This is a genomic window from Vibrio sp. 2304, assembly GCF_033339475.1.
In the GTDB taxonomy this organism is placed as follows: Bacteria; Pseudomonadota; Gammaproteobacteria; order Enterobacterales; family Vibrionaceae; genus Vibrio; species Vibrio alginolyticus.
Genome location: NZ_JAWOUQ010000001.1, coordinates 77,642 through 98,855, shown reverse-complemented (window position 1 = coordinate 98,855; position 21,214 = coordinate 77,642). Strand labels below are relative to the sequence as shown.

The window sequence follows — 21,214 nt, the reverse complement described above, 5'->3', positions numbered from 1 at the left end:
CTACAGATTTCCCAGAAACAAAAACGCCAACGTATCATCGTTGGCGTTTTTGTTAATGAGTTGATTCATTGATACTTTTGAATGATTTCATCAATTTCCCCTGAGGTTTTTAATTCAACGAGTCGTGTATTGATGTAATTTTGAGTTTCTGGTTGCATTTGAGGTGAAAAAGCTAGGTAGATTGAGTAGTCAGGAATAACCGAGCTGAAAGGCTGTATCTGAAAATTCTCTAACGGCAAATTGAGTCGCTTTAAGTTGTAAAGGACTCGGGATTCCATCTCGACAAAAGCTGTATCTCCAGGGGTTCGGCTTATCACTCGGTATGCGGCGTTGTAGTCTTTCACGCGCATTTCATTGACACTGCCATTTTCAAAGAACGGTGTTAAATTTGGATAATCAAACCCCAGCAGTAATACAATAGAACGACCATGCATCGTATCCATATTTTTGAATTCTAAAGGCTTCTCGCTACTCGACACCAGTACATGTTTTACAGTGTAAATGGGCTCCTCAGATAAATTTTCCGATTGCACCTTGCCCCAGTTCGGGCTGCCATAAGTTAACCAGTTTGGCTCAGCGCCTTCTTCCAATATGGAAATCATACGTTTAAATGGATAAGTATGATAATTCACTTGGTAATCCGACTCCGCGAAGATAGCGCTGACGATATCGGTCACAATTCCGGAGTGCATTTGTCCCTGTTGTTCAATTTGAAATGGTCGAGCTTGTTCAGCAATGACGTAATAGTTCACTTGATTTGCGGTCACATGAGAACTTACAACAATTAAGCTAAAAGCCAATCTAAGTAGAAGTCTTTTCATCGTATCCTCGATTATTATTTGTGCGTAGCTATATTTAGAGTAGCGCAAGTTTATCGGAGCGGTTTCATATGGATGAAAAAGAGCGATCTCAACGTCGTTTTAGTATCGGCAACCAACTTATGTTGGCGGTATTAACGTTGAGTTTAATCTTTACGGTCATCATTTCTACAGTGAGCTTATATCGAGTTTTTCACGAAGATTTAGCCCATTTAGATGTTGAATTAAAGCAGGTTGAGTCTAGCTATTTATCGAGCTTTTCTGCGAGTTTGTGGGTAGAGGATAGGGAGCTGTTGCTGACACAAGCTCAAGGTGCAATGCGTATGCCCTCGGTGGACTACTTACGTATTGCTAGTGAAGACGAAGTTATCATTGAATTAGGTTCGGCGCTTTCTGAGGATGTTGTCGAGAGAAGCTGGCCGATGCAGTATCGGGTCGGCGATAAAACGTATGATCTCGCGATATTAACGGTTCAATCGGATCTTAGCGCGATATATGAAGATCTTTGGCAGCAGTTCTTTTTTCTACTTACGACAGAAGCGATCAAAATTCTTGTCCTCATCATTGGTGTTCTTTGGGTGGCGTTTCGCTTGTTGGTCAATCCATTACAATTGCTGTCAGGTGCGGTGAGCGATTTTCGTGGTGGTACAGTGCCGAGTAAAGTGACTCTCCCTAAACGATGGTGCTTTGATGAAGTGAGTGTTTTGGCAGAGAAATACAACCGAAGTGTTGAGAAAGTGAAAGAGCACCAGACTGAGTTAGAGGCTGAACGCGATAGGGCAGAAGTCGCTAATCGTAAGAAAAGTGAGTTTCTTGCCACTATGAGTCATGAGATCCGCACACCGATGAATGGCATTATTGGTGTGTCGTCGTTGCTCAATGACACCGACCTCGATCCCCAGCAAAAAGAGTTTGTAGAGATCATTGACAGTTCTTCTCACTCACTAATGACGATCATCGACGACATTTTGGACTTCTCTAAAGTTGAAGCTGGCAAAGTAGAGCTGGAATACACGAGCTATGATCTTCGCGAGCTACTTGACGATATCATCAGTTTACATAGTGTCAAAGCCAAGCAGAAAAACTTACAGCTGCTCAGCGATATTGATCCTCACTTGCCAATGGAAGTGCAAGGTGATGCCACACGATTGAAACAAGTTCTGAACAATTTGTTGAGCAACGCGATTAAATTTACCGAGCGCGGCCATGTGAAGCTTCTTGTAGCGTTATCTCGACTTGATGGAGAGACCGCTCATATCCGGTTTCGAGTTGTGGATTCTGGTATTGGTATTGCGAAAGAGCACCAACAAGCAATCTTCGAACGCTTCCAACAAGCTGATGGTAGTACCACCAGAAAGTATGGTGGGACAGGGCTTGGTTTGGCGATAGCTGCACAGTTGGTTAACTTGATGGGAGGGGAAATACAACTAACAAGTGAGCTTGGGCTGGGAAGCTGTTTTGAGTTTTCGATTCCTGTTGCTGTAATAAATGCGCAATCGACCTATACCGACCAACTTAATGTATTAGATTTCCCGAAAGCGGAAGACAACGAAATCAGCCCTCAAGATAATGATAAACCTTGGGTATTGGTTGTTGAAGATACCATCGTCAATCAGAAGGTAGTTCGCATCATGTTAGAAAAACTGGGTGTGCGAGTGAGTGTCGCTAACCATGGCGAAGAAGCATTGCAGCTGTGTGATCAGCAGCCTTTCGATTTGATTTTTATGGACTGCCAAATGCCTGTGATGGATGGGTTTATTGCTACGGAGCGAATTCGAAAAATGGGAGAGTGGGGGAAACACGTTCCAATTATTGCGCTAAGTGCCAATGTCATTAAAGAGGATCAGCAACATTGCTTCGATGTTGGGATGAACGAGTTTGTGGCTAAACCCGTTACCAAGACTCGATTACAACAAATATTCGAACAGCATTTACCAAAAGCACTGAAAATCAGCGCTGTGCCAAAATAGTTAACTTGAAATCGATCAAGTTAAGTGCGTTTCTATTCTGTAATTGTAACTCTGTGTGATATAGTGCCCGGCTAGTATTTAAAGTACCTTGAGGCTGTGAATGTCGTTTAATCTATCCCTATTGCCGCCTGACGAAAAAAACAAAATCGAACTGGATAAGCAGGCGTCGTTTTTGGTTTGGAAGCTCAGAGAGGCCAAATCTGGTCCTGAAGCAATAGAAGAACAGTTGTCCAAGATTAACGATGCTGATGAAAAGGCGTTTTTTCAGCAATCGGTCGAAAAGTACAAACGAGTAATGGGTGTCGCTTAACGCGAACCGTGGCAATGGTTCAATCCAATGCGACGAATGAGGTAACCTCCCTATTCCTTTGCTAAGCGAAATTGAAAAGGTTTCGCTTTTTGCTAAAATCCTTCGCATTAAATTTGAATTTAGAGAGACATCCCGATGGGAAGAAGTTTTGAAGTGCGCAAAGCCTCTATGGCGAAAACTGCAGGCGCGAAAATTAAAGTTTATTCCAAATACGGTAAAGAAATTTACATGTGCGCGAAAAACGGTGGTGGTGATCCAGACATGAACTTGTCTTTGAAACACCTGATCGCAAAAGCGAAAAAAGACCAAGTTCCTGCGCACGTTATCGATAAAGCGATCGACAAAGCGAACGGTGGCGGTGGTGAAGACTACACTCCTGCACGTTACGAAGGCTTCGGCCCTGGCGGTACTAGCGTTATCGTTGACTGTCTAACAGACAACGGCAACCGTACTTTCCAAGATGTACGCCAATGCTTTGTGAAAGTCGGTGCGAAAATTGGTGTTGAGGGCTCGGTTTCTCACATGTTCGATCACCAAGCGGTATTCCAGTTCAAAGGCGACGATGATGAAATCATCCTAGAAACGCTAATGATGGAAGACGTAGACGTTACTGACGTTGAGCTAGAAGACGGTGTTATCACTGTATTCGCACCTCACACAGAATTCTTCAAAACAAAAACTGCGCTTAACGGTGCATTCCCAGATCTAACGATCGATGTTGAAGAAATCACATTCGTTCCGCAAACTCATACGCCTGTTTCGGGTGAAGATGCTGAGAAGTTCCAGAAATTCCTAGATCTTCTAGATGACTGTGATGATGTTCAGCAGGTTTACCACAACGCAGAGCTGTAATTAATTCGCTCATATCGTTGTAAAAAGGCTTCCTTAGGGAAGCCTTTTTTGATCGCTTTTTCTCAAGCAGAGCTATGCGTTACGATATTTGGAATAACACAGCGACATGATTACACCAAAACAGATACCTTGAGTTAGCATCGCCGTGCCGCCATAGCTAAAGAAGGGAAGTGGGCTACCCATTACTGGCAACAAGCCACTCACCATGCCCGTATTGATAAAAGCATACAGAAAAAAGCTCATCGCTAATGCGCCACTTACCAGCCGACTAAAAAAGTGGTCAGACTGACATGCAAGCAACATAACGCGTGCAGTAATAAACAAGTACAATGCGAGTAAGACTAAACTGCCAACAAAGCCCCATTCTTCTGCATAGGTCGAAAAAATAAAGTCCGTATGACTTTCTGGAATAAAGCCAAGTGTTCCCTGCGTTGCATTCATCCAACCTTTGCCTTTCATACCGCCTGAGCCAATCGCAATCAAAGATTGGATGATTTGGTAGCCCGAACCCAGTGGATCGGACTCAGGGTGCAAGAACTGTGTTACACGGCTCTTTTGATAGGTTTCCATAACGAAGAACCATAAAATAGGTGCTAACGTTAAAATGCTCGCAATAAACCCGCAGATTATTTTCCAGCTCATGCCAGCCAAAAACAAAACGAACAATGCATAAATGATGGTAAAAACTGCACCGTCTAAATCCGGTTGTAGCGCGATTAACCCGGCAGGAATCATTGTAATAAGTAAGCAAAACGCAATTTTCCGACTGTCTGGTCGACCTCCTTCAATATGAAGCATCCAGGCGATCATGATTGGAATGGAAAGTTTGATTAGTTCAGACGGTTGAAAGCGGAAGAAGCCGATATCGAGCCAACGTTGAGAGCCATTGGTGCTATCACCAAATAAAGCGACAGCAAGTAGTAGCGCAACCGCAATAATGTAGAGATATGGAGCTGAGCGCTGATAGCTGGACGCTGGAATCGAGGACATGACCAAGATACAAACTAATGTCAGTCCGCAGCGCGCCAAATGTTTGAAGAGCATCGCCTCATTAAAGCTACTGGCACTCCAGAGAGTGAGCGAACTTAACAGCATGATCGGAATGATCGCCATGAGTAGTGGTAAATCAACTCTTGGGAAATAACGCTTATTCATTTTCAACGACCTAATAACGCACCTATTTTGAGTGCGAAAACAACTAAAACTCGAAGAGTTCAAACTATTCCGATGCTAAGAATCTCGATTTGGAAACAACAGACACCATGCAAAGGTGTGTAAGAAAGGAGAGTGCGACACTGTCTGTTATGGGTAGCTGTGGGATGGATAAATACACTAGCCTCAGATTTTAAGCCAGTGTTTTTATTGTGACTGCCGTAAAAATGTAGAGTTACGAATGAGCGGAATTGTATTTTCTGTTTAAGTGAATGTCATTCATCCTCTCTTAATACCATTCACTCCACATAACTGCCATTGGTCGCATGCAAAAGCAGCGTGCGATTTTCTCCCTTAATCTGAAACCATCAAATCACGTTCAACTAAGGACAGTACATGATGGTTTCTCAATCTCGCTCAATTAAAGCTCTTAAACTGGCAAGTACCTTTATCGCCACATTTGCACTTAGCAGCAATCTGGCTCTGGCTAACCCAAGCGAGCGCACACTCAGTCAATTCAACCAAGCGGCGCAGGGTGACTCTGGCTTAGTTGATACTGTTTATGGCGAACTATCCAAACAACTCGAAGAGCAGGGCGCAACGCCGGTGACCTTGGTTTACTTGGGCAGTGCTGAGACGTTGCAAGGTCGTGAGGCGTTTATGCCTTGGAACAAGATGAAGTTCACCGAGCGCGGTCTTGCTACTATCCAAAAAGGTTTGGATCTAATGGCGAATCAGCCAGTACCACTGCAAGAGCAACAACGCTTACAAGGTTTGCCGGAATACCAACTAGCCACCGCTATGGCAGCCACCACATTTACTTCTCTACCTGACATGTTCAATCACTTTGAGCGTGGCTACGAGCTGTACCTTTCTCTGCTCGATGAACCGAGTTTTAGCCAGCAACCTTTCGCCGCAACGTCTTGGATTTATCGCTACGCCATTGAAGCGGCACTGCGCGCTGAAGATGTTCAACAAGCCAAAATATGGTTAGCGCAAATGGAGCAATTGGGCGACAGCAATCTAGAAACGCAAACCGCGAAAGCGCTGCTAGCCAAGTATTAGGGAGGCGTCATGATCGTATTTAATCAACTTAGCCGCGACTATGCCCTTGGCAGCCAAACGGTGCGTGCATTGCGAGACGTTTCTGGTGAAGTGTTTTCCGGCGAAATGGTGGCATTGTGCGGACCGTCTGGCTCAGGCAAAAGCACCTTACTTAACGTGCTTGGCATGCTGGATACTCAATACCAAGGTCAGGTGACATTTGCATGCAGCCCATATCCAACCGGACAAATGCAAGCTGCGAAAATGCGCCGTGAAAAGCTTGGCTTTGTGTTCCAAAAATTCAACCTTGTTCCCGTGATGACGGCACTAGAGAACGTGGTGTATCCGCTACACCTCAACGGCTTTTCAAAAGCAGATCAAACCGAGCTCGCCACACAAATGCTAGAACACGTTGGGTTGGGTGAGTTTATTCATCACATGCCCGATAACTTGTCGGGCGGTCAGCAGCAGCGTGTGGCAATTGCGCGCGCCTTAGTGCACAAACCAGCGTTGGTGATTGCTGATGAGCCAACCGCAAGTCTTGATAGCCAAACTGCCAACAAGGTCATCGACATTATGAAAGGGCTCGGACACGAGCTAGGCACCACTTTTGTCGTCGCTACACACGACCCTCGTATGGCATCCCGCTGCGATCGCACCATTGAATTGGTGGACGGCAAAATTACCCAAACGCACACAAGTGTGGAGGAGGTTTCATGGGCAAGCTAATTCCAGTTTCCGTTCGCCTTGCTTGGTTGAACCTGCAACGCAATCGCCGCCGCAGTTTGTTGTCGATGCTGATCATCGCCATTGCCGTGTTTGCCTTAACCAGTGCGGGCGGTTTTGGTCTGTACACCTACGACAGTTTGAAAGAGTCGACAGCTCGTGACACGGGGCATCTGACGTTAACCACGCCGGGTTACTTCGCTAAAGAAGAAGAAATGCCACTGAGTAACGGGTTAACTCATGCTGACGACATCACCAAGCAATTGATTGGGTTGAATGAAGTGCGAGGTGTGCAGCCTCGAGTTGAGTTCAGCGGTTTGATTTCCAACGGCAACAAGTCATCGATCTTTATCGGCATTGGTGTTAACGAACGCGAATTCGATATGAAAGGACCGTTTTTGGACGTGCGCGAAGGGCAGACGCTGTCCAACATTCATGCATCGCGTTATGACCCAGCGGAGCCAGAAGTGATGCTCGGTGTTGATTTGGCGAACAACCTAAGCGTGCACGTTGGCGATTGGATTACCTTGCTGGCGACCACTACCGATGGCGCATTGAATGCGTATGACTTCAAAGTACGAGGCATCTACTCAACAGGCGTGCCTGAGCTTGATAAACGCCAGCTTTACGTACACATCAACAGCGCGCAATCGCTGCTCGGTTCAGACAAAGTCAGCGCGTTATCTGTCTTTCTGTTCGATACCAGTTTAACTAGCCAAGTCGAGCAACAAGTGGCTTCGGTTTTGAGTAAGCAAAAGCAGAACTTTGGCGAGCAAGATATTGAGATCACGCCTTGGCAAGAACGTGCGTTCTTCTATCTCAAAGTGAAAGATTTGTACGACCGCATCTTCGGCATCATGGGCGCAGTAATGGCGTTGGTGGTATTTGTCGCGCTGTTTAACACCATGACCATGTCGGTAACGGAACGCACCCGTGAAATTGGCACCTTGTCAGCACTTGGTAGCTACCCTCGCGAAATTATTGCTGGGTTCTTGCGCGAAGCAGGGTTACTTGCCGTGATTGGCAGCTTAATCGGTGCTTTGTTTACGGCGCTAGTCACCGTCTTACTGATGGTCGTGGATGTGCAAATGCCGCCACCGCCAGGACGCACAGAAGGTTACCCATTGACGATTTACTTCTCTTGGGAGCTGGTGGCTATAGCTGGATTTGCAGTATTGATGATTTGTTTGGTTGCGGCGTTTTTCTCGGCACGCAAAGGGGTGAACAAGCCAATTACGGAGGCACTGATTTATGTTTAATTTCAAATCACTATTACCAATTGCATTGCTGACGGTAACTGGCGTTGCAAGCATGAATGTCAGTGCGAATGAAGCAGCACTAGATGCACAGCAAGTTGCGCAATTGATTGAAAAAGCCGACAGCTACCGCTTGCAAGATGATTCCTCCAAAGTGGTGTCTCTGGTGCGCTTATATCAAGACCAAGAGTTAGATAAAACTCGCCTTTACCACGTGTACACGCGTCCAAATCGTGAATCGTTGGTGGTATTCAAATCGGCGGTTGAAGCAGGGCAAAAGATGTTGATGATGGGCGATAACTACTGGCTGCAAATGCCAAAGAGCCGCCGCCCGATTCGAATTACGCCAATGCAGAAGTTGCTTGGGGAAGCGTCTATCGGCGACATCTCAACCCTGACGTGGAGCCAAGATTATCAAGGTGAATGGAAAGCGACAGAAACCGTTTCGGTGAACGGGGAAAGTGTCGCGGCTTATCACCTTGCTTTAACCGCGAAAACCAAAGGGGCGAGTTACCAAAAGATCGATTTGTGGTTGTCTGAGCAAGATGCGTTTCCAATCAAAGCCGATCTCTACTTGCGCTCTGGCAAACTCGCCAAGCAAGCGCAATACGGACGTGCAAGCGACAACGGTGAAGACTACGTCAGTGAGATGACCTTGCTTGATAGCATTCAGCCGAGCAAAAAGACCGTTATCGAGTACCAAGAAATCGTGCCTTGGCAGCTGGATAACAAGTTCTACAACCCAAGTTATTTGCCGAAAGCCAACACGACTCAGCTTTAGTCTGAGCTTCGTAAATAGAACCATGAAAACGAGCAAGGAAGTCACATGAAATCGCGCCAGCCTAACCTTAGCAAAAGCACCAGTCTGTTGATTGCTGCGTCATTGTGTGTGGGCGCTGCAGCCCCTGTTTTTGCCAATGATGAGCTGAGTTTTGAGTGGGATTGGGCTGTCAGTTACGAAACGGCCAAGCAGCGTGATAGCGCATTTATGCAGGCGCAGGGCAGTTCTCGTGATTCACTTAATGCACTGTTGGATGTGCAGGTGAATTATCACAACTTCAGTGGTTTGTTTGCTCTGTACAGCCAAGGTTTGTACCTCAATCAACAAGGAGAGAGTGACTGGTGGAGTGAAGCTGATAATCAACTGTTGATTCGAGAGCTGGCTTGGCTAGGGGAGTGGCAAGTCGGAGATACCACTCTTGATGTGAGTTTGGGTAAGTTGCGCGTGGATTGGGGCGTGGGTTATGGCTACCGACCTTTGGATCTCTTTAAGCCTTATCGACAAAACCCGGTTGGCTTAGTCGCAGAAGAAGGTGCGGGTGTGTTTTCACTTTCACACTACGATATGGCAGGCGAGTGGACGGTGATTGCAACGGATTCAAGCTGGGGGCAACAAGACCAAAGTGCACTTGATCAAGCCGCAGAGCAACAAGGTATTGGTATTCGTCGTTATGCGCTAGTGGGTGACACCGAGTATCAACTTATTGGTTATTACGATGATGTGCGCAGAGGTTTACTCGGAGCCAGTGCCATTGCGGTGTGGGATGAATCCATCGCCATGCACGGTTCCATGCTGTGGCAAAAGCAAAGTGTTGGCTATCAGTTTCAGCAGGGTGATCTTTACCAACCCGTTTCGGTTGAGGAGCAGGGCAGCGCATTTCAAGCCTTAGTTGGATTGAACTGGGCAAACCAAGCCGGACATAACGTGATTGCCGAATATTGGTACGACAGCCGAGCATGGTCGAAAAGCGAATGGCAACAAGCAATAGGGCGTGGCGAATTACTTTCTCAGATCCCTGATCCTAATGTATCTCTACTTGCGACAAGCTACGCCCAAGGGTTTCAGCATGCCAATATCGTTCAGCATAACGTAATGCTGCACTGGAGTTGGGATGTGGAAGCGTGGGCTGCATGGAACGGCAAAGCAGATATGGGCTGGCTAATTGATGTAACCCCCACGTTGGATGTGATGTTGTCGCCACAAGATGGCGGTGTGATTGTCACGCAGTGGCTTAACTACCAATGGATTGATACCGGCGATCAAAGTGTAGAAGTGGAAGTTGCCGCACGCTTTTTAACCGGAGACGACCAATCTGCTTACGCACAAATCAATGATAAGCATATGATTGTATTTAATATCAAAGGGAAATTCTAAATGTGTTCAGCAAAATCAGTGGTAAAAAGTGGATGGCCGCGTAGCTTATTAGTGACCACGGCATTTTGTCTCTTTATCGCAGCAATGACGCTCTCGGTTTGGGGCGGTCCATTTTACATTCATGTGGCGGTTAGCTTTGGATTTGGCTATTCGGCTATCTTCTTCTCATGGTTGATTGACCGTTTGTTTCCAACCATCCCACGTATGATAGAAGTGGTGTGTTCGCTTGTTGCCTGTTTATTGTTTGGGGTGATTAATGCGCAATTTTGGCTCGGAGAGTATTTTGGTATCTCCGATATGATCCCTGTTGGCTTAATGGGATTACTGTTTAGCGGTATGTGTTATTTCTATTTTTACTCGCGTGAGAAAGAGGCGGTTGCTCAACGAGAGTTGGAAGCCATCAAGCGCGAGAAAGCAGAGCAAGATCGTGCGCTGTTGCTAAGTCAGCTTAAGCAGATGCAAAGCCAGATTGAACCGCATTTCCTATTCAATACCCTGGCGAATATCAGTGCACTCATGTCGCAAGATGTCGATAAAGCCAAGCTGATGCTAGAACAATTAACCGCGCTGTTGCGTGCAACGCTAAAAAGCTCACGCGAAGAGCACACCACCATAGACAATGAAACGGCGTTAATTGAAGCTTACTTGGGTATTCAACAAACTCGTTTGGGTGAACGACTCAGTTACAAGATTGAGGTTGAAGAGGGACTAGGCAGAACCGAGTTACCGCCGATGATGCTACAACCCTTAATCGAAAACGCCATCATCCATGGTATTGAGCCGAAGCGAGAGGGTGGTGAAGTCAGCTTGCTCATCAAGCGCGAACAACAGAACTTGAAGATTGAAGTCAGAGACACGGGTGTTGGCTTGAATCACGTGAGTGGTCACATGGGCTCTGGTGTGGGTCTAAGTAATCTCAAGCAGCGAGTTGAAGCTTTGTTCGCAGGGCAAGGAGAGGTCTCTATCAGTGAGTCTGTTCAGGGTGGCGTTTGTGTTCGCCTGAGTTGGCCAATGGAATCGTAATCAAGGAAGAAAGGAATGAATACAGGGTTTACTGCCATTATTGCTGATGATGAACCGCTATTGAGGCGTCATCTTGATAAAAGCCTAGCTGAAGTGTGGCCAGAGTTAGAGGTGATAGCCAAAGTCGCCGATGGTGAACAAGCGTTGCAAGCCATTGAGCAAAGTCAACCTGACATTGCGTTTCTAGATATTCGTATGCCAGTTTTGGATGGCATGACATTAGCACAAAAGCTCAATCAACTCGCCAATCCACCTTTGATTGTGTTTGTCACCGCGTACGATGATTACGCCATCAAAGCTTTTGAGCAAAATGCTGCCGATTATTTGCTTAAGCCTATCTCGGATGAGCGCCTCCTGACGACGTGTGAAAGAGTGAAAGCACGCCTTGCTAAGCGAACACAAGAGAGCAGCAATGTGCAGATGAGCAGCCTGTTAGAGCAGTTGCAGCAATTATCCGCGCCACAAACGCCGCAGTATTTACAGTGGATTAAAGCGACGCAAGGGGAAGATATTCATCTGATCGCCACGTCTGATGTGTTGTATTTCAAAGCGGAAGAAAAATACGTTTCTGTGTATGCCCAACAAGGACAAGGCAAAGTGCAGGAGTATTTGATTCGTACATCGTTGAAAGAGTTGATAGGGCAGCTTAACCCAGAACAGTTCTGGCAAGTGCACCGTTCAAGCGTGGTGCAAGTGTGCAAAATTAACAAAGTAAACAAAGACTTTGCTGGAAGAATGTTTGTGCATGTTGGAGAAACTAAGCTCCCTGTGAGTCGTGCATCTCAAAGTTTGTTCAAAGGGATGTAATCGCTAGAACTGCTCACTCTTTACACTGTAAACTCGCTGCTCTTAACCCACATTATCAAGGAAGATAAATGAGTTATCGCGTAACCCTGTTAAATGCGACGGGAGAACTGTCTCCAATCTCTGAGTATTTGCATCAGAAACTTGATGATCTGAGCTCACCACTTTCTAGTTACTTTGATTTAAGTAACATTGACCTCACCATTAGCCCGTTTGATCGCAATGACGTACCGCAGACGGGGATTGGTGGCTATTGCTTAAGCGCCTATCGTGTAGAGATTCTGCTTGATACTCAACGTGCTGATATTAAAAACGTTATTGAGAAAGAACTAGCTGCGGTGTTAGCGCATGAGTTGCATCACCTGTTCCGTATGCGAGCCGGAGAGAATGGCGTTGCACTTGGTGATGTGCTGATTATGGAAGGGTTAGCTTGTCACTTCGAACGTAAGGTGAATGGCGGCGTCACTCCGAGCTTGTTTGAGCAAATCAAAGATCAAGATTGGCGCCCTTTCTACGCTGAGATGAAAGATAAGTTGACCAGCCTAGATTACAACTTCGACGCTTACTTTCTTGGCAGCGATGAAAGCCGCTGGCCGAAATACATGGGGTATTGGGTTGGGTACAACCTTGTTGCTGAATATCTGGCTGACTTTCAAGGCTCTGAACTGGATTTGGTTGGAGCCAAAGCTGAGCTTTTCTATCAATAACTTCGTTATAAGCCCAACTAATCGGCCGAGTTATAAAAACAAAAAGCGCCTAGGTCATCAGACGTTAGGCGCTTTCTTCGTTTATAGCGACGATTTCTCTGCAGAGGCGAATGGGTTTATTCGCTGATCGTCACTTTCTCGATAATGATTGGATCGCATGGCACATCATCGTGACCAAGCTTAGAGGTCGTTTTTACTTTCGCGATGCGATTTACGACATCCATACCCGCGGTCACTTTACCAAACACGGCATAGCCCCAGCCTAGGTTGGTGGTTGCGGTGTGGTCTAGGAAATCATTGTCTTCCAAGTTAATGAAGAACTGTGCTGTTGCAGAGTGCGGAGCATCGGTACGCGCCATTGCGATAGTGCCAACAAGGTTCTTTAGACCACGGTTTGCTTCGTTCGCGATAGGGGCGCGTGTTGGCTTTTCTGCCATGTCTTCGGTATGACCGCCACCTTGAATCATAAAGCCATCGATAACGCGGTGGAAAATGGTGCCGTTGTAGAAGCCATCTTCACAGTATTTTTTGAAGTTCTTTGAACTAACTGGTGCTCGTTCTAGGTTCAGTTCAATCTCGATGTCACCGAAATTGGTGGTCATAATAATCATCTGGTTTTGCCCTTGTGGGTGCTTAGTTGGCGGCATTATAGCTAAGTCGCATTATGATAGCAGAAATAAAAACAGCGACGTTTTGGCGTCGCTGTTTGCATGTTGAGTGTTTGAGGAAAGCTCTAGACCGTAAAGCGACCGACCAAGTCGTACAGTTCGTTGGCTTTGTGGTTAAGGTTGCCACTGCCTGCACGGTTTTGATTCGCAAGGCTTGCCGACTGACTGCTTTGTTGAGAGATCACTTCAATGCGTTGTGAAATCTCTTGCCCAACTTGGCTTTGCTCTTCGGTTGCCGTTGCGATCAGGGTGTTCATGTCCATGATGTTAGCAATTGCGGCTTGGATTTCTTGCAGTGCGGCAGAGGCAGCTCGTGCTTCCTCAACCGTTGCTTCACCACGCGCTTGGCTTGAGCCCATGGCTTTCACTGCCGCATCCGAGCCAGACTTCAATTGCTCAATCATTTGGTGAATTTCGCCTGTGCTGTCTTGAGTGCGACTTGCCAGTTTACGAACCTCATCGGCAACGACTGCGAAGCCGCGACCTTGTTCGCCTGCACGGGCTGCTTCAATGGCTGCGTTCAGTGCCAATAGGTTAGTTTGCTCGGCTATATCCTGAATCACTTCCAGAGAAGAAGAAATGTTTTTTACGTCGCTCTCTAAACGAGAAATCACCGTGCTGGCTTCCGACACCTCTAGCGCGAGTGCTTCGACAGAGTTCGCTGCCGAATCAACAATGTGTTTTGCTTGTTGTGAGTTTTCATCGGCGTCTCTGGCTGATTGCGCTGCTTGGTTAGCGTTGTTTGAAATCTCGTGCGCCGTTGCTGTCATCTCGGTCATTGCCGCTGCGACTTGTTCGGTCTCTTCACGTTGACCAGAAGCTAATTCATCCACTTGCGATGCACGCTGTGACATCTCGTTGGTCTCTGAAACCACTTCTTGTCCTACGTGGCTAACGCTCTTGATTATGCCTTGTAGGCTTTCAACGAAGATATTGAAGTTACGGCTCAGCTGCGTGAACTCCGGCACGCTCGATTCTTCCATGCGCGCGGTTAAATCTGCATCGCCTTGTGCGAAAGAGTGAATTGAAGCATCAAACTGCTCAATAGGTTTCATGATGCTGCGGTTAACAAATACGGCAAAGACTGCAACTATCGCTGTTATTGAGGCACAAAACAGGGCTATTGCCGTCAGTGTGGTGTTGAGATCTTCGTGTGCGGCTTTTTCCATGTCTGCCACAATGGCGTCGATATCGTCCGTGTAGAAACCCGTTCCCAACATCAAGTCCCATTCAGGAATAAAGACTGAGTAGCTCAGTTTCGGTAGTGCTTCACTCTGACCGAGTTTCGGGAAGTAATAAGTCGTGAACTCGCCAGTTTTGGCATTTTTTAACAAATCCTGGATCAGGTAATTGCCTTTCTTGTCCTGCAAGTTATAGAAGTTTTCCCCGATGCCTTTGGTGTTTTTACCCACCACGACGCGAACGCCTTTTGAATCATAACCAAAGATGTATCCGGATTGACCAAACTCTAGTTGTTTCAAGATAGGCAGAGCCTCTTCCAGTGGGGCATTTTGTGCGAGTAGCGGCTCGACAGCGGAACGCGCCATTTGTACGTAGCTTTTGAGTTCGGCTTTTTTCATCTCCATCATTCGACTTCGAGTTTGCTCAATCTCGTGCTCGTTGTAGGCCGTGGTTTGTAGATAGGTGAACCACATCATGCCTATTGCCATAGTTAGAATTGGAATTATTGAAAGGATATATAGTCGTTTTCTGATCGTCAGATTCATAGAGACGTCCTTCTCTCGGCGCAGCGTTACAAGTGACAAGCTGAATAAGCTTGCCTGATAAAAGTGTTAATACTTATTGTTGTAATGCTTAGAGATTAACCGAGTTAATCAATCAGAAGTACTGGAAATTTATAAATCTAGACGAAGGTCGTAGCATTTTTAAGCGGGATCACAATTAACGTGAACACGACCCACTATTGCAACGAGAAGTCCCTGTTAACCAATATGAGACGCGATACCTATTCTTTGCGAATTTGAGGTAAAGCCAGTCAGCAACAGGTTTAACGAGGCGCCAACGCAGTGGAGCGTAGAGCCAACCGCGACCAACTAATTGCCACGCACGATGAGTCACGTCCAACCCAAGCAGAAGCTCCCCCTTTTCGTTGAGGGCGTGCAAAATGGTGTTGGCTTGTTCAGGATCGATCTGCGGATAATCTGCGAATGTATCACTATAGATATCGACGGTTTTGATGTGCTGCTTGGAATCGCGTTGTTTTAGCGCCTTCATCTCTTTGGCACAAAGCGGGCAGGTTCCGTCATAAAATATGGTGAGGTTTGTCATTGCGGTCTTCCTATTTGAGATTTTCTAATCGCTTTTACGTGGCGAATTTTCTTTTGGTTCATTGTTTTGCAAGTAATGCAGCCAATTGTCGCGAATGTTGCCGTAATTGAATTGGCAGAACTCTTTGCGATCACGCAGGTAGTCTTTTTCTACTTCATCGAGTAAGGCTTTGTATTGCTCAGGATCACTACCGTACACCAAACATAACGTTGAAAAGTAACGCTGCAAATCAAAGCTGTGTTCGTCAATGTACTCGCCAAAATCGTAGTAGTCCGGTCTGTCGTCGGATTCGAATGCGAACATGTCGGCGGCGCTAATGGCCATATCTGCGCCATCTTCTAGGAAGTCAATCATTAAAATAGTGGCAAAATTATCGACCGCATCTTCTTCTTTTCCGAGAACAGGGATGCTTTGATCTTCGATGTAAGCATGTCCAGCTTCATGAAGTAAAGTGTGCAATAACGTATCTAGCGCCCCTGTTTTTGGGGATTTTCCGAAGCGTTCTCCATACTGATTATTGGAGAAGTAATTGAGCGACTCCAAATAAAAAGTGTAAGGAACGTATATTGTGTGTGTATCAGGATCATACATTGGACCATCTTCTCCGCCGTAAACCAGCGTGAGAGCTTGATCAAATGGAAAGTAGGCCTGAGACAGCTCAACAAAGATGGTGTTTACATCGCTGCTTTGAATAGATTGTTGGGCGATTTTTTCATGAGTTGTCTCTATGGGAGAATATTGAATACGAATGTTTTCAGCTGCTGTAGCTGATGAGACGATGCTGAGTAATAGCGCAGCGCAAAGCGAATGAATGTTCATGTGGGACTCTTGTTATTGAATAACTTGTATAAAAAATTATACATGTTTTTGTCTGATGCATAGTTGGGGGTGTACTCATTAGCCAAAGTCGGGACGTCGGTCTCGAAAAGCAATCATGATAACATCGCATATTTCGGCTGCTTGGTTCTCTAGGGCGTTTATCAAGACCTCTTGGATAAGAACGGCGGTGAAGTTATTAGCTATGCATCGTTTTCTAAGAAGCTTACTGAGTAACTGTGCTTCGATCTTTATCTGTGAAAATGATAATAGGCAGTTAATCATTGCAAGGTTTAACCATGGGGTTGGTGAATGTCACTGAATTGAAGAAAATTATCAGCGATATGTTATAATCCTGCTCCGTTGTGACGAAAACGTTTGTTGCAGCCTGAGAGTTTCCTTGGATTCGGCTCGTTTATACACCATGAGCCAGAGTTGAAAAGCTACGACAGGAACAGGCAAACCCAATTGTTTTGAACGCGCTCTCGGCGTTTAGCGGTTACAACGGGAAGGAACTTTGTTTGATAGTAATTGACACATTCTGTTTAAGTAAGGGAGCCCGAAGTGGTTCAGAAAGTGTCACCCAGAATTTACTCACAACACAACACCCCAAGCGATAACGCACAGGTATTGCGAGGGGCCATTTGAAGGAGCTGTATCAGCTCCTTTCACATTTAAGGGCTTGCTAACAGCGTAAAAACTGACACATCGCTTAAGGAGCGCCCCTTAAACTAGCCTAAGGCGCATCTACACCAACTTTTTGAGTATTTTCGAAACAATAAAGCGAGAAAATTTGCTATTGAACGAAGGTTAAACTAACACTCATTCATTACGGAGAATGAAGAGAACAATAATAAGAGGCGATATGAATCATTTAATATCTGTAGGTGCACTGGAGTCCTTCTTGGTCGCAATTAGTGTGCTTTTCCTGGGGCATTTTATTAATGCTAAGCTACCGATTTTAAAGAAATTCAACATACCTGAGCCGATTGTAGGTGGCCTTATTGTGGCCTGCATGATTACTGCTCTTCATTTCAACGGCATCGATTTAGAGTTCGACTTGCCATTACAAAATACGTTTATGTTAATGTTTTTTGCGACAGTTGGTTTGGCCGCAAATTACACTCAGTTGATGAAAGGAGGTGCGAAGGTTTTTATCTTCTTAGCTGTCGCATCGTTTTACATCATCATACAAAACGGCGTTGGCGTTTCACTTGCGGCGGCGCTCGGTTTAGATCCTTTGATGGGGTTAATTGCTGGCTCGATTACTCTGTCTGGTGGTCATGGTACAGGTGCTGCGTGGTCACAAACCTTTCAAGACGTGTATGGATTGGATAACGTCTTAGAAATTGCAATGGCATCAGCGACTTTTGGTTTGATCATCGGCGGTATCATTGGTAGCCCTGTAGCGCAGCGTCTGGTGGAAAAGAACAGCATAGAGTCTGAGTATGGTCGTGGTGGTCGAGATGCCAAAACTCACGAGAAATTCCCGGAGTTGGTGACTTACAATGAATACGAAGAAGATAAAGTAACGGCGAAAAAAGTGGTGGAGAAACTCTTCTTCCTACTGATCTGTGTTACTGGGGCCAAGTATGTCGAGCAATGGGTAAGCACGTATGAAATCTCATGGCTGATGATTCCAGACTTCGTATATGCGCTATTCATTGGTGTGATCATTACGAATTTCTTGGAAGTGACCAAGATTCGTAAGTTAGATGCCGAAACGGTCGATATGTTAGGTACGGTATCGCTATCTCTGTTCTTAGCGATGGCTCTGATGAGCTTGAAGTTATGGAATATCTTCGATCTAGCGATTCCATTCTTGGTTATTTTAGCTGTGCAGTCTGTCGTCTTAGCTATCTTTACGTACTATGTTACGTTCAAAGTGATGGGAAGCAACTACGATGCTGCGGTTATTGCAGGGGGGCACTGCGGTTTTGGCTTGGGTGCAACCCCAACAGCCGTAATGAACATGGGTTCGATCGTTAACCGATTTGGCCCGTCGCCGCAGGCATTTATGGTGGTGCCAATTGTGGGGGCTTTCTTTATCGACATCGTTAACTTAATCATTTTACAAGGTTACATTTCATTCCTTGGTTAAATTTAAGTTCATGATCTCCTAAGGTCGAAATAAAAACGGTCACAACACAGGTTGTGACCGTTTTTTTATGGCTCGATTTTGGCCGTTTATCGGACGACGGATTATTGAATGGTTCGGCTGAACTTGAGGCTAGCTGTCCAACCAAGAATACCAATGAAGGCGTAAATGCCAACGTTTAACCAACCCGCTTGAGGAATGGTATTGAATGGGTTTGGTGTAATAATGGCGTGCAGCGGAAGGTAAAGCACTTCGGAGAAAAAGTGATCTAGCCCGTAGTAACCAAAAAGTGCGATAGGCATCCAACGTAGCGCATAAATGGCGATAAACAAAATGACCAGTGGTGAGTTCACTTTTTGTGAAATAGCCATCGCAGTTAATGCCAGCGGTAACAGCAGAATACCGGCGAACAACATTCTGATTAAAAACTCTCCCCAATGCAGCAGCACGTAACCTAACGAGGCTTGGCGGTACAATAAAGCCAATTGGTGATCAGTAGAGATGTTCAGCAACCACAACATTAAATTTGCAGCGAGTACGAGCACCGAGCAGACGAGCGGAATCACCAATAAGCCAAACCCTAGCTTCACTAAATGGGTTTTTATGTCACTGACAGGCATACTGCGCCAAAACATAATGCTGCCTTCCGCCCGTTCTTTGCGTAGCGTTCTTGGGAAGTACTGAACGGCTAACAAGATAGACAGCAGCCCTGCTCCTCCGGTAATCAACATATTGACGTCATCACCAAGCTCTCTGTGAATGTCACTGACATCGCCACCAAAGCTCATTTGGAAAAACATATTGTGTTGTAGAGTATCGTTACTCATTAAACTCACAAAGAGAATAACTCCACACGCCAACACAAACAGTGGAATACGTAAAACAAGAGGGTTTTCTAACCACTCTTTTTGCAACATCGCGACAACTGAACGCATTACGCTGCCTCCTTCTGCAATGCTAAAAATAGATCCGCTAACTTCACCCCATGGATGGAACCCATTGTTTCTGCTTGTTGGGCATACTGGGCTTTGAGTAACCATTTCGTTGAACCGAGGCCTTTTTGTGACGAGAGTGGGTTCATCGCTTCAATTTGTGTGCGGTGCTCGTCGTTGGCTTCAAGAATGAAATAGTCTTCACTGATACTGTCCATCGAGGTTTGCAGAACGGGGCGACCATGCTTAAGAATCAGAACATCTGTCAGCAAGTGCTCAATCTCTGATACTTCATGACTGGCGATGATCAACACGCGCTCGCCGTCGTGAAACCATTCCAATAAGTGACGATAAAACGTCTCGCGATACACGAGATCTAACCCGAGTGTCGGTTCATCCAATATGAGGATTTGGGTGTTGGTCGCGATCACAATCGCGAGGTGTAATTGCACCTTCATCCCTTTGGATAAAGATTTGATGCGCGCACGAGGTTTGATGTCCGTTTGACGAAGTAGCGTATCTGCTTGGGCGCGATTGAACCCTGGATGCACGCCCTCGGTATAGTTAAGCAGTTGAGCAACGGTCATCCAATCTGGCAGAACGTTGACATCCGAGATGTAGGATAAGCTCTGCATTATCTTGTCGCGTTGCATAATGGGTTCAAATCCGTTGATACGAATAGTGCCCTGATATTCATGTGCACCGAGTAGGGCATTAATAAGCGTTGATTTACCTGCGCCATTATGGCCGAGTAAGCCAAGTACTTGTCCTGCATGTAGGTCGAAACTCACTTCATGCAGTGCTTCTCCTTGTTGCTGATATTGCTTGGAGACGTTGTTTACACTGACTAATGCGCTCATTGGTCACCTTTCAAGTGTGGTTTTAGTTGTTGAATGAATTCGTCGAGTGACATATCCAGACGCTGTATTGTGTCGGCTATCTGCGGAATTTGTTGCTGAAGAAAACGTGCCTTCTCGTCTGCGAGTAATTTGAGCTTTGCTCCTGAAGCGACAAACATACCTTGACCGCGTTTTTTCTCCACTAGCCCGTCATCAACAAGCAATTGATAGCCTTTCATAACGGTGAGGTGGTTAATTTTCATATCTGCAGAGATGCTACGGACGGAGGGCAGAGCATCGCCTTCTTGCCAGACACCTTGCAGTATTTGCTGCGTGATCTGGTCTGCCAACTGTCGAAATATCGGTTGGCGATCATGCCAATTAGTCATGAGTGAATCTCTTGGTTGAGATGGTGTTATATATATGTATAACACCTAGTGCATTAGAGAGAAAGTAATAATTTAAAACCTAGTGTATCCGCCTGTCTCATTCGCTCTAAATATCCACCTATGTGGTCGTTGTTTTGAGGTTTTGTTTTATATGGAAATTAATTGCTTCTCATAAGTTGAGAAGTGTTGTTTTTCTCTTCCCATCAATACACTTATCGCCTGTTCTAAATGAATATTCTCACCGAATGATAATTAGCATAATTTTAGGTCTGCCTATTTCTTACTTGATGAGAATTGATGGTCAAGGAGGCCTAGAAAACAAAAGTTTCGAGAGGCAATCTGACTGGCTTAGGCACCTATCTCACG

At 45.7% G+C, this 21,214-nt stretch carries 21 protein-coding genes; 12 read left to right on the top strand and 9 right to left on the bottom strand.

The window, feature by feature from the left end:
* Positions 1 to 65: 65 nt before the first annotated feature.
* Positions 66 to 821, bottom strand: a complete 756-nt coding sequence (locus tag R7P64_RS00515) for a substrate-binding periplasmic protein (RefSeq protein WP_005383196.1) — start codon at positions 819 to 821, stop codon at positions 66 to 68.
* A 68-nt stretch (positions 822 to 889) separates the two neighbouring features.
* On the opposite strand from R7P64_RS00515, the gene R7P64_RS00510 reads away from it, so the two are divergent.
* The 3 genes from R7P64_RS00510 (at position 890) to R7P64_RS00500 (ending at position 3,950) form a co-directional block, all read left to right on the top strand.
* Positions 890 to 2,788, top strand: a complete 1,899-nt coding sequence (locus tag R7P64_RS00510; protein WP_222712170.1) for an ATP-binding protein — start codon at positions 890 to 892, stop codon at positions 2,786 to 2,788.
* A gap of 100 nt (positions 2,789 to 2,888) precedes the next feature.
* Positions 2,889 to 3,098 (top strand): DUF3283 family protein, encoded by a 210-nt coding sequence (locus tag R7P64_RS00505; RefSeq protein ID WP_005374484.1) that lies wholly within the window; start codon positions 2,889 to 2,891, stop codon positions 3,096 to 3,098.
* Positions 3,099 to 3,233: 135 nt separating this feature from the next.
* Complete coding sequence (locus R7P64_RS00500) at positions 3,234 to 3,950, top strand: YebC/PmpR family DNA-binding transcriptional regulator (RefSeq protein ID WP_005374482.1); 717 nt, start codon at positions 3,234 to 3,236, stop codon at positions 3,948 to 3,950.
* A 72-nt stretch (positions 3,951 to 4,022) separates the two neighbouring features.
* Here R7P64_RS00500 and rodA read toward each other — a convergent pair whose 3' ends face one another.
* Complete coding sequence (rodA, locus tag R7P64_RS00495; RefSeq protein ID WP_065275570.1) at positions 4,023 to 5,105, bottom strand: rod shape-determining protein RodA; 1,083 nt, start codon at positions 5,103 to 5,105, stop codon at positions 4,023 to 4,025.
* A 393-nt stretch (positions 5,106 to 5,498) separates the two neighbouring features.
* Between rodA and R7P64_RS00490 the strand changes: the two genes are divergently transcribed.
* From R7P64_RS00490 to R7P64_RS00455, 8 genes are all read left to right on the top strand, one after another.
* Positions 5,499 to 6,167, top strand: coding sequence for a hypothetical protein (locus R7P64_RS00490; RefSeq protein ID WP_222712171.1), 669 nt, complete (start codon positions 5,499 to 5,501; stop codon positions 6,165 to 6,167).
* 9 nt (positions 6,168 to 6,176) lie between these two features.
* Positions 6,177 to 6,875 carry an ABC transporter ATP-binding protein gene (locus R7P64_RS00485; protein WP_270054728.1) on the top strand — a complete coding sequence of 233 codons (699 nt, stop codon included), beginning with the start codon at positions 6,177 to 6,179 and terminating at the stop codon, positions 6,873 to 6,875.
* Entirely contained in the window at positions 6,863 to 8,131 is a 1,269-nt protein-coding gene (locus R7P64_RS00480; protein WP_318118586.1) for an ABC transporter permease, read from the top strand. The genes R7P64_RS00485 and R7P64_RS00480 overlap by 13 nt, the downstream gene beginning before the upstream one ends.
* Complete coding sequence (locus tag R7P64_RS00475; RefSeq protein ID WP_318118585.1) at positions 8,124 to 8,909, top strand: outer membrane lipoprotein-sorting protein; 786 nt, start codon at positions 8,124 to 8,126, stop codon at positions 8,907 to 8,909. Before R7P64_RS00480 ends, R7P64_RS00475 begins: the two co-directional genes overlap by 8 nt.
* A gap of 45 nt (positions 8,910 to 8,954) precedes the next feature.
* Complete coding sequence (locus R7P64_RS00470; protein WP_258657790.1) at positions 8,955 to 10,283, top strand: hypothetical protein; 1,329 nt, start codon at positions 8,955 to 8,957, stop codon at positions 10,281 to 10,283.
* Positions 10,284 to 11,306, top strand: coding sequence for a sensor histidine kinase (locus R7P64_RS00465; RefSeq protein WP_151515217.1), 1,023 nt, complete (start codon positions 10,284 to 10,286; stop codon positions 11,304 to 11,306).
* A gap of 15 nt (positions 11,307 to 11,321) precedes the next feature.
* The gene (locus R7P64_RS00460; RefSeq protein ID WP_042522318.1) at positions 11,322 to 12,113 is read left to right on the top strand and encodes a LytR/AlgR family response regulator transcription factor; all 792 of its coding nucleotides are present in this window, start codon (positions 11,322 to 11,324) and stop codon (positions 12,111 to 12,113) included.
* Between the two features lie 68 nt (positions 12,114 to 12,181).
* Positions 12,182 to 12,817, top strand: a complete 636-nt coding sequence (locus R7P64_RS00455; protein WP_213900001.1) for a DUF2268 domain-containing putative Zn-dependent protease — start codon at positions 12,182 to 12,184, stop codon at positions 12,815 to 12,817.
* A 116-nt stretch (positions 12,818 to 12,933) separates the two neighbouring features.
* On the opposite strand, the gene R7P64_RS00450 is transcribed toward R7P64_RS00455, so the two are convergent.
* The 4 genes from R7P64_RS00450 to R7P64_RS00435 form a co-directional block, all read right to left on the bottom strand.
* Positions 12,934 to 13,428 carry a peptidylprolyl isomerase gene (locus R7P64_RS00450; protein WP_020195057.1) on the bottom strand — a complete coding sequence of 165 codons (495 nt, stop codon included), beginning with the start codon at positions 13,426 to 13,428 and terminating at the stop codon, positions 12,934 to 12,936.
* 122 nt (positions 13,429 to 13,550) lie between these two features.
* Positions 13,551 to 15,212 carry a methyl-accepting chemotaxis protein gene (locus R7P64_RS00445; protein ID WP_318123022.1) on the bottom strand — a complete coding sequence of 554 codons (1,662 nt, stop codon included), beginning with the start codon at positions 15,210 to 15,212 and terminating at the stop codon, positions 13,551 to 13,553.
* 175 nt (positions 15,213 to 15,387) lie between these two features.
* On the bottom strand, positions 15,388 to 15,774 hold the full coding sequence (locus R7P64_RS00440; protein ID WP_182038569.1) for a thiol-disulfide oxidoreductase DCC family protein: 387 nt from the start codon (positions 15,772 to 15,774) through the stop codon (positions 15,388 to 15,390).
* A gap of 24 nt (positions 15,775 to 15,798) precedes the next feature.
* Positions 15,799 to 16,593 (bottom strand): DUF4344 domain-containing metallopeptidase, encoded by a 795-nt coding sequence (locus R7P64_RS00435; RefSeq protein ID WP_318123021.1) that lies wholly within the window; start codon positions 16,591 to 16,593, stop codon positions 15,799 to 15,801.
* 862 nt (positions 16,594 to 17,455) lie between these two features.
* Here R7P64_RS00435 and gltS point away from each other — a divergent pair.
* Entirely contained in the window at positions 17,456 to 18,691 is a 1,236-nt protein-coding gene (gltS, locus tag R7P64_RS00430; protein WP_005374448.1) for a sodium/glutamate symporter, read from the top strand.
* A gap of 101 nt (positions 18,692 to 18,792) precedes the next feature.
* Here the strand turns inward: gltS and R7P64_RS00425 are convergent, their stop codons facing one another.
* The 3 genes from R7P64_RS00425 to R7P64_RS00415 are packed head-to-tail and all read right to left on the bottom strand — an operon-like array spanning position 18,793 to position 20,848.
* Positions 18,793 to 19,623 carry a membrane protein gene (locus tag R7P64_RS00425; protein ID WP_017633815.1) on the bottom strand — a complete coding sequence of 277 codons (831 nt, stop codon included), beginning with the start codon at positions 19,621 to 19,623 and terminating at the stop codon, positions 18,793 to 18,795.
* The gene (locus R7P64_RS00420; RefSeq protein WP_005383221.1) at positions 19,623 to 20,480 is read right to left on the bottom strand and encodes an ABC transporter ATP-binding protein; all 858 of its coding nucleotides are present in this window, start codon (positions 20,478 to 20,480) and stop codon (positions 19,623 to 19,625) included. The genes R7P64_RS00425 and R7P64_RS00420 overlap by 1 nt, the downstream gene beginning before the upstream one ends.
* Entirely contained in the window at positions 20,477 to 20,848 is a 372-nt protein-coding gene (locus tag R7P64_RS00415) for a GntR family transcriptional regulator (protein ID WP_005374444.1), read from the bottom strand. Before R7P64_RS00415 ends, R7P64_RS00420 begins: the two co-directional genes overlap by 4 nt.
* Between the last annotated feature and the right edge of the window lie 366 nt (positions 20,849 to 21,214).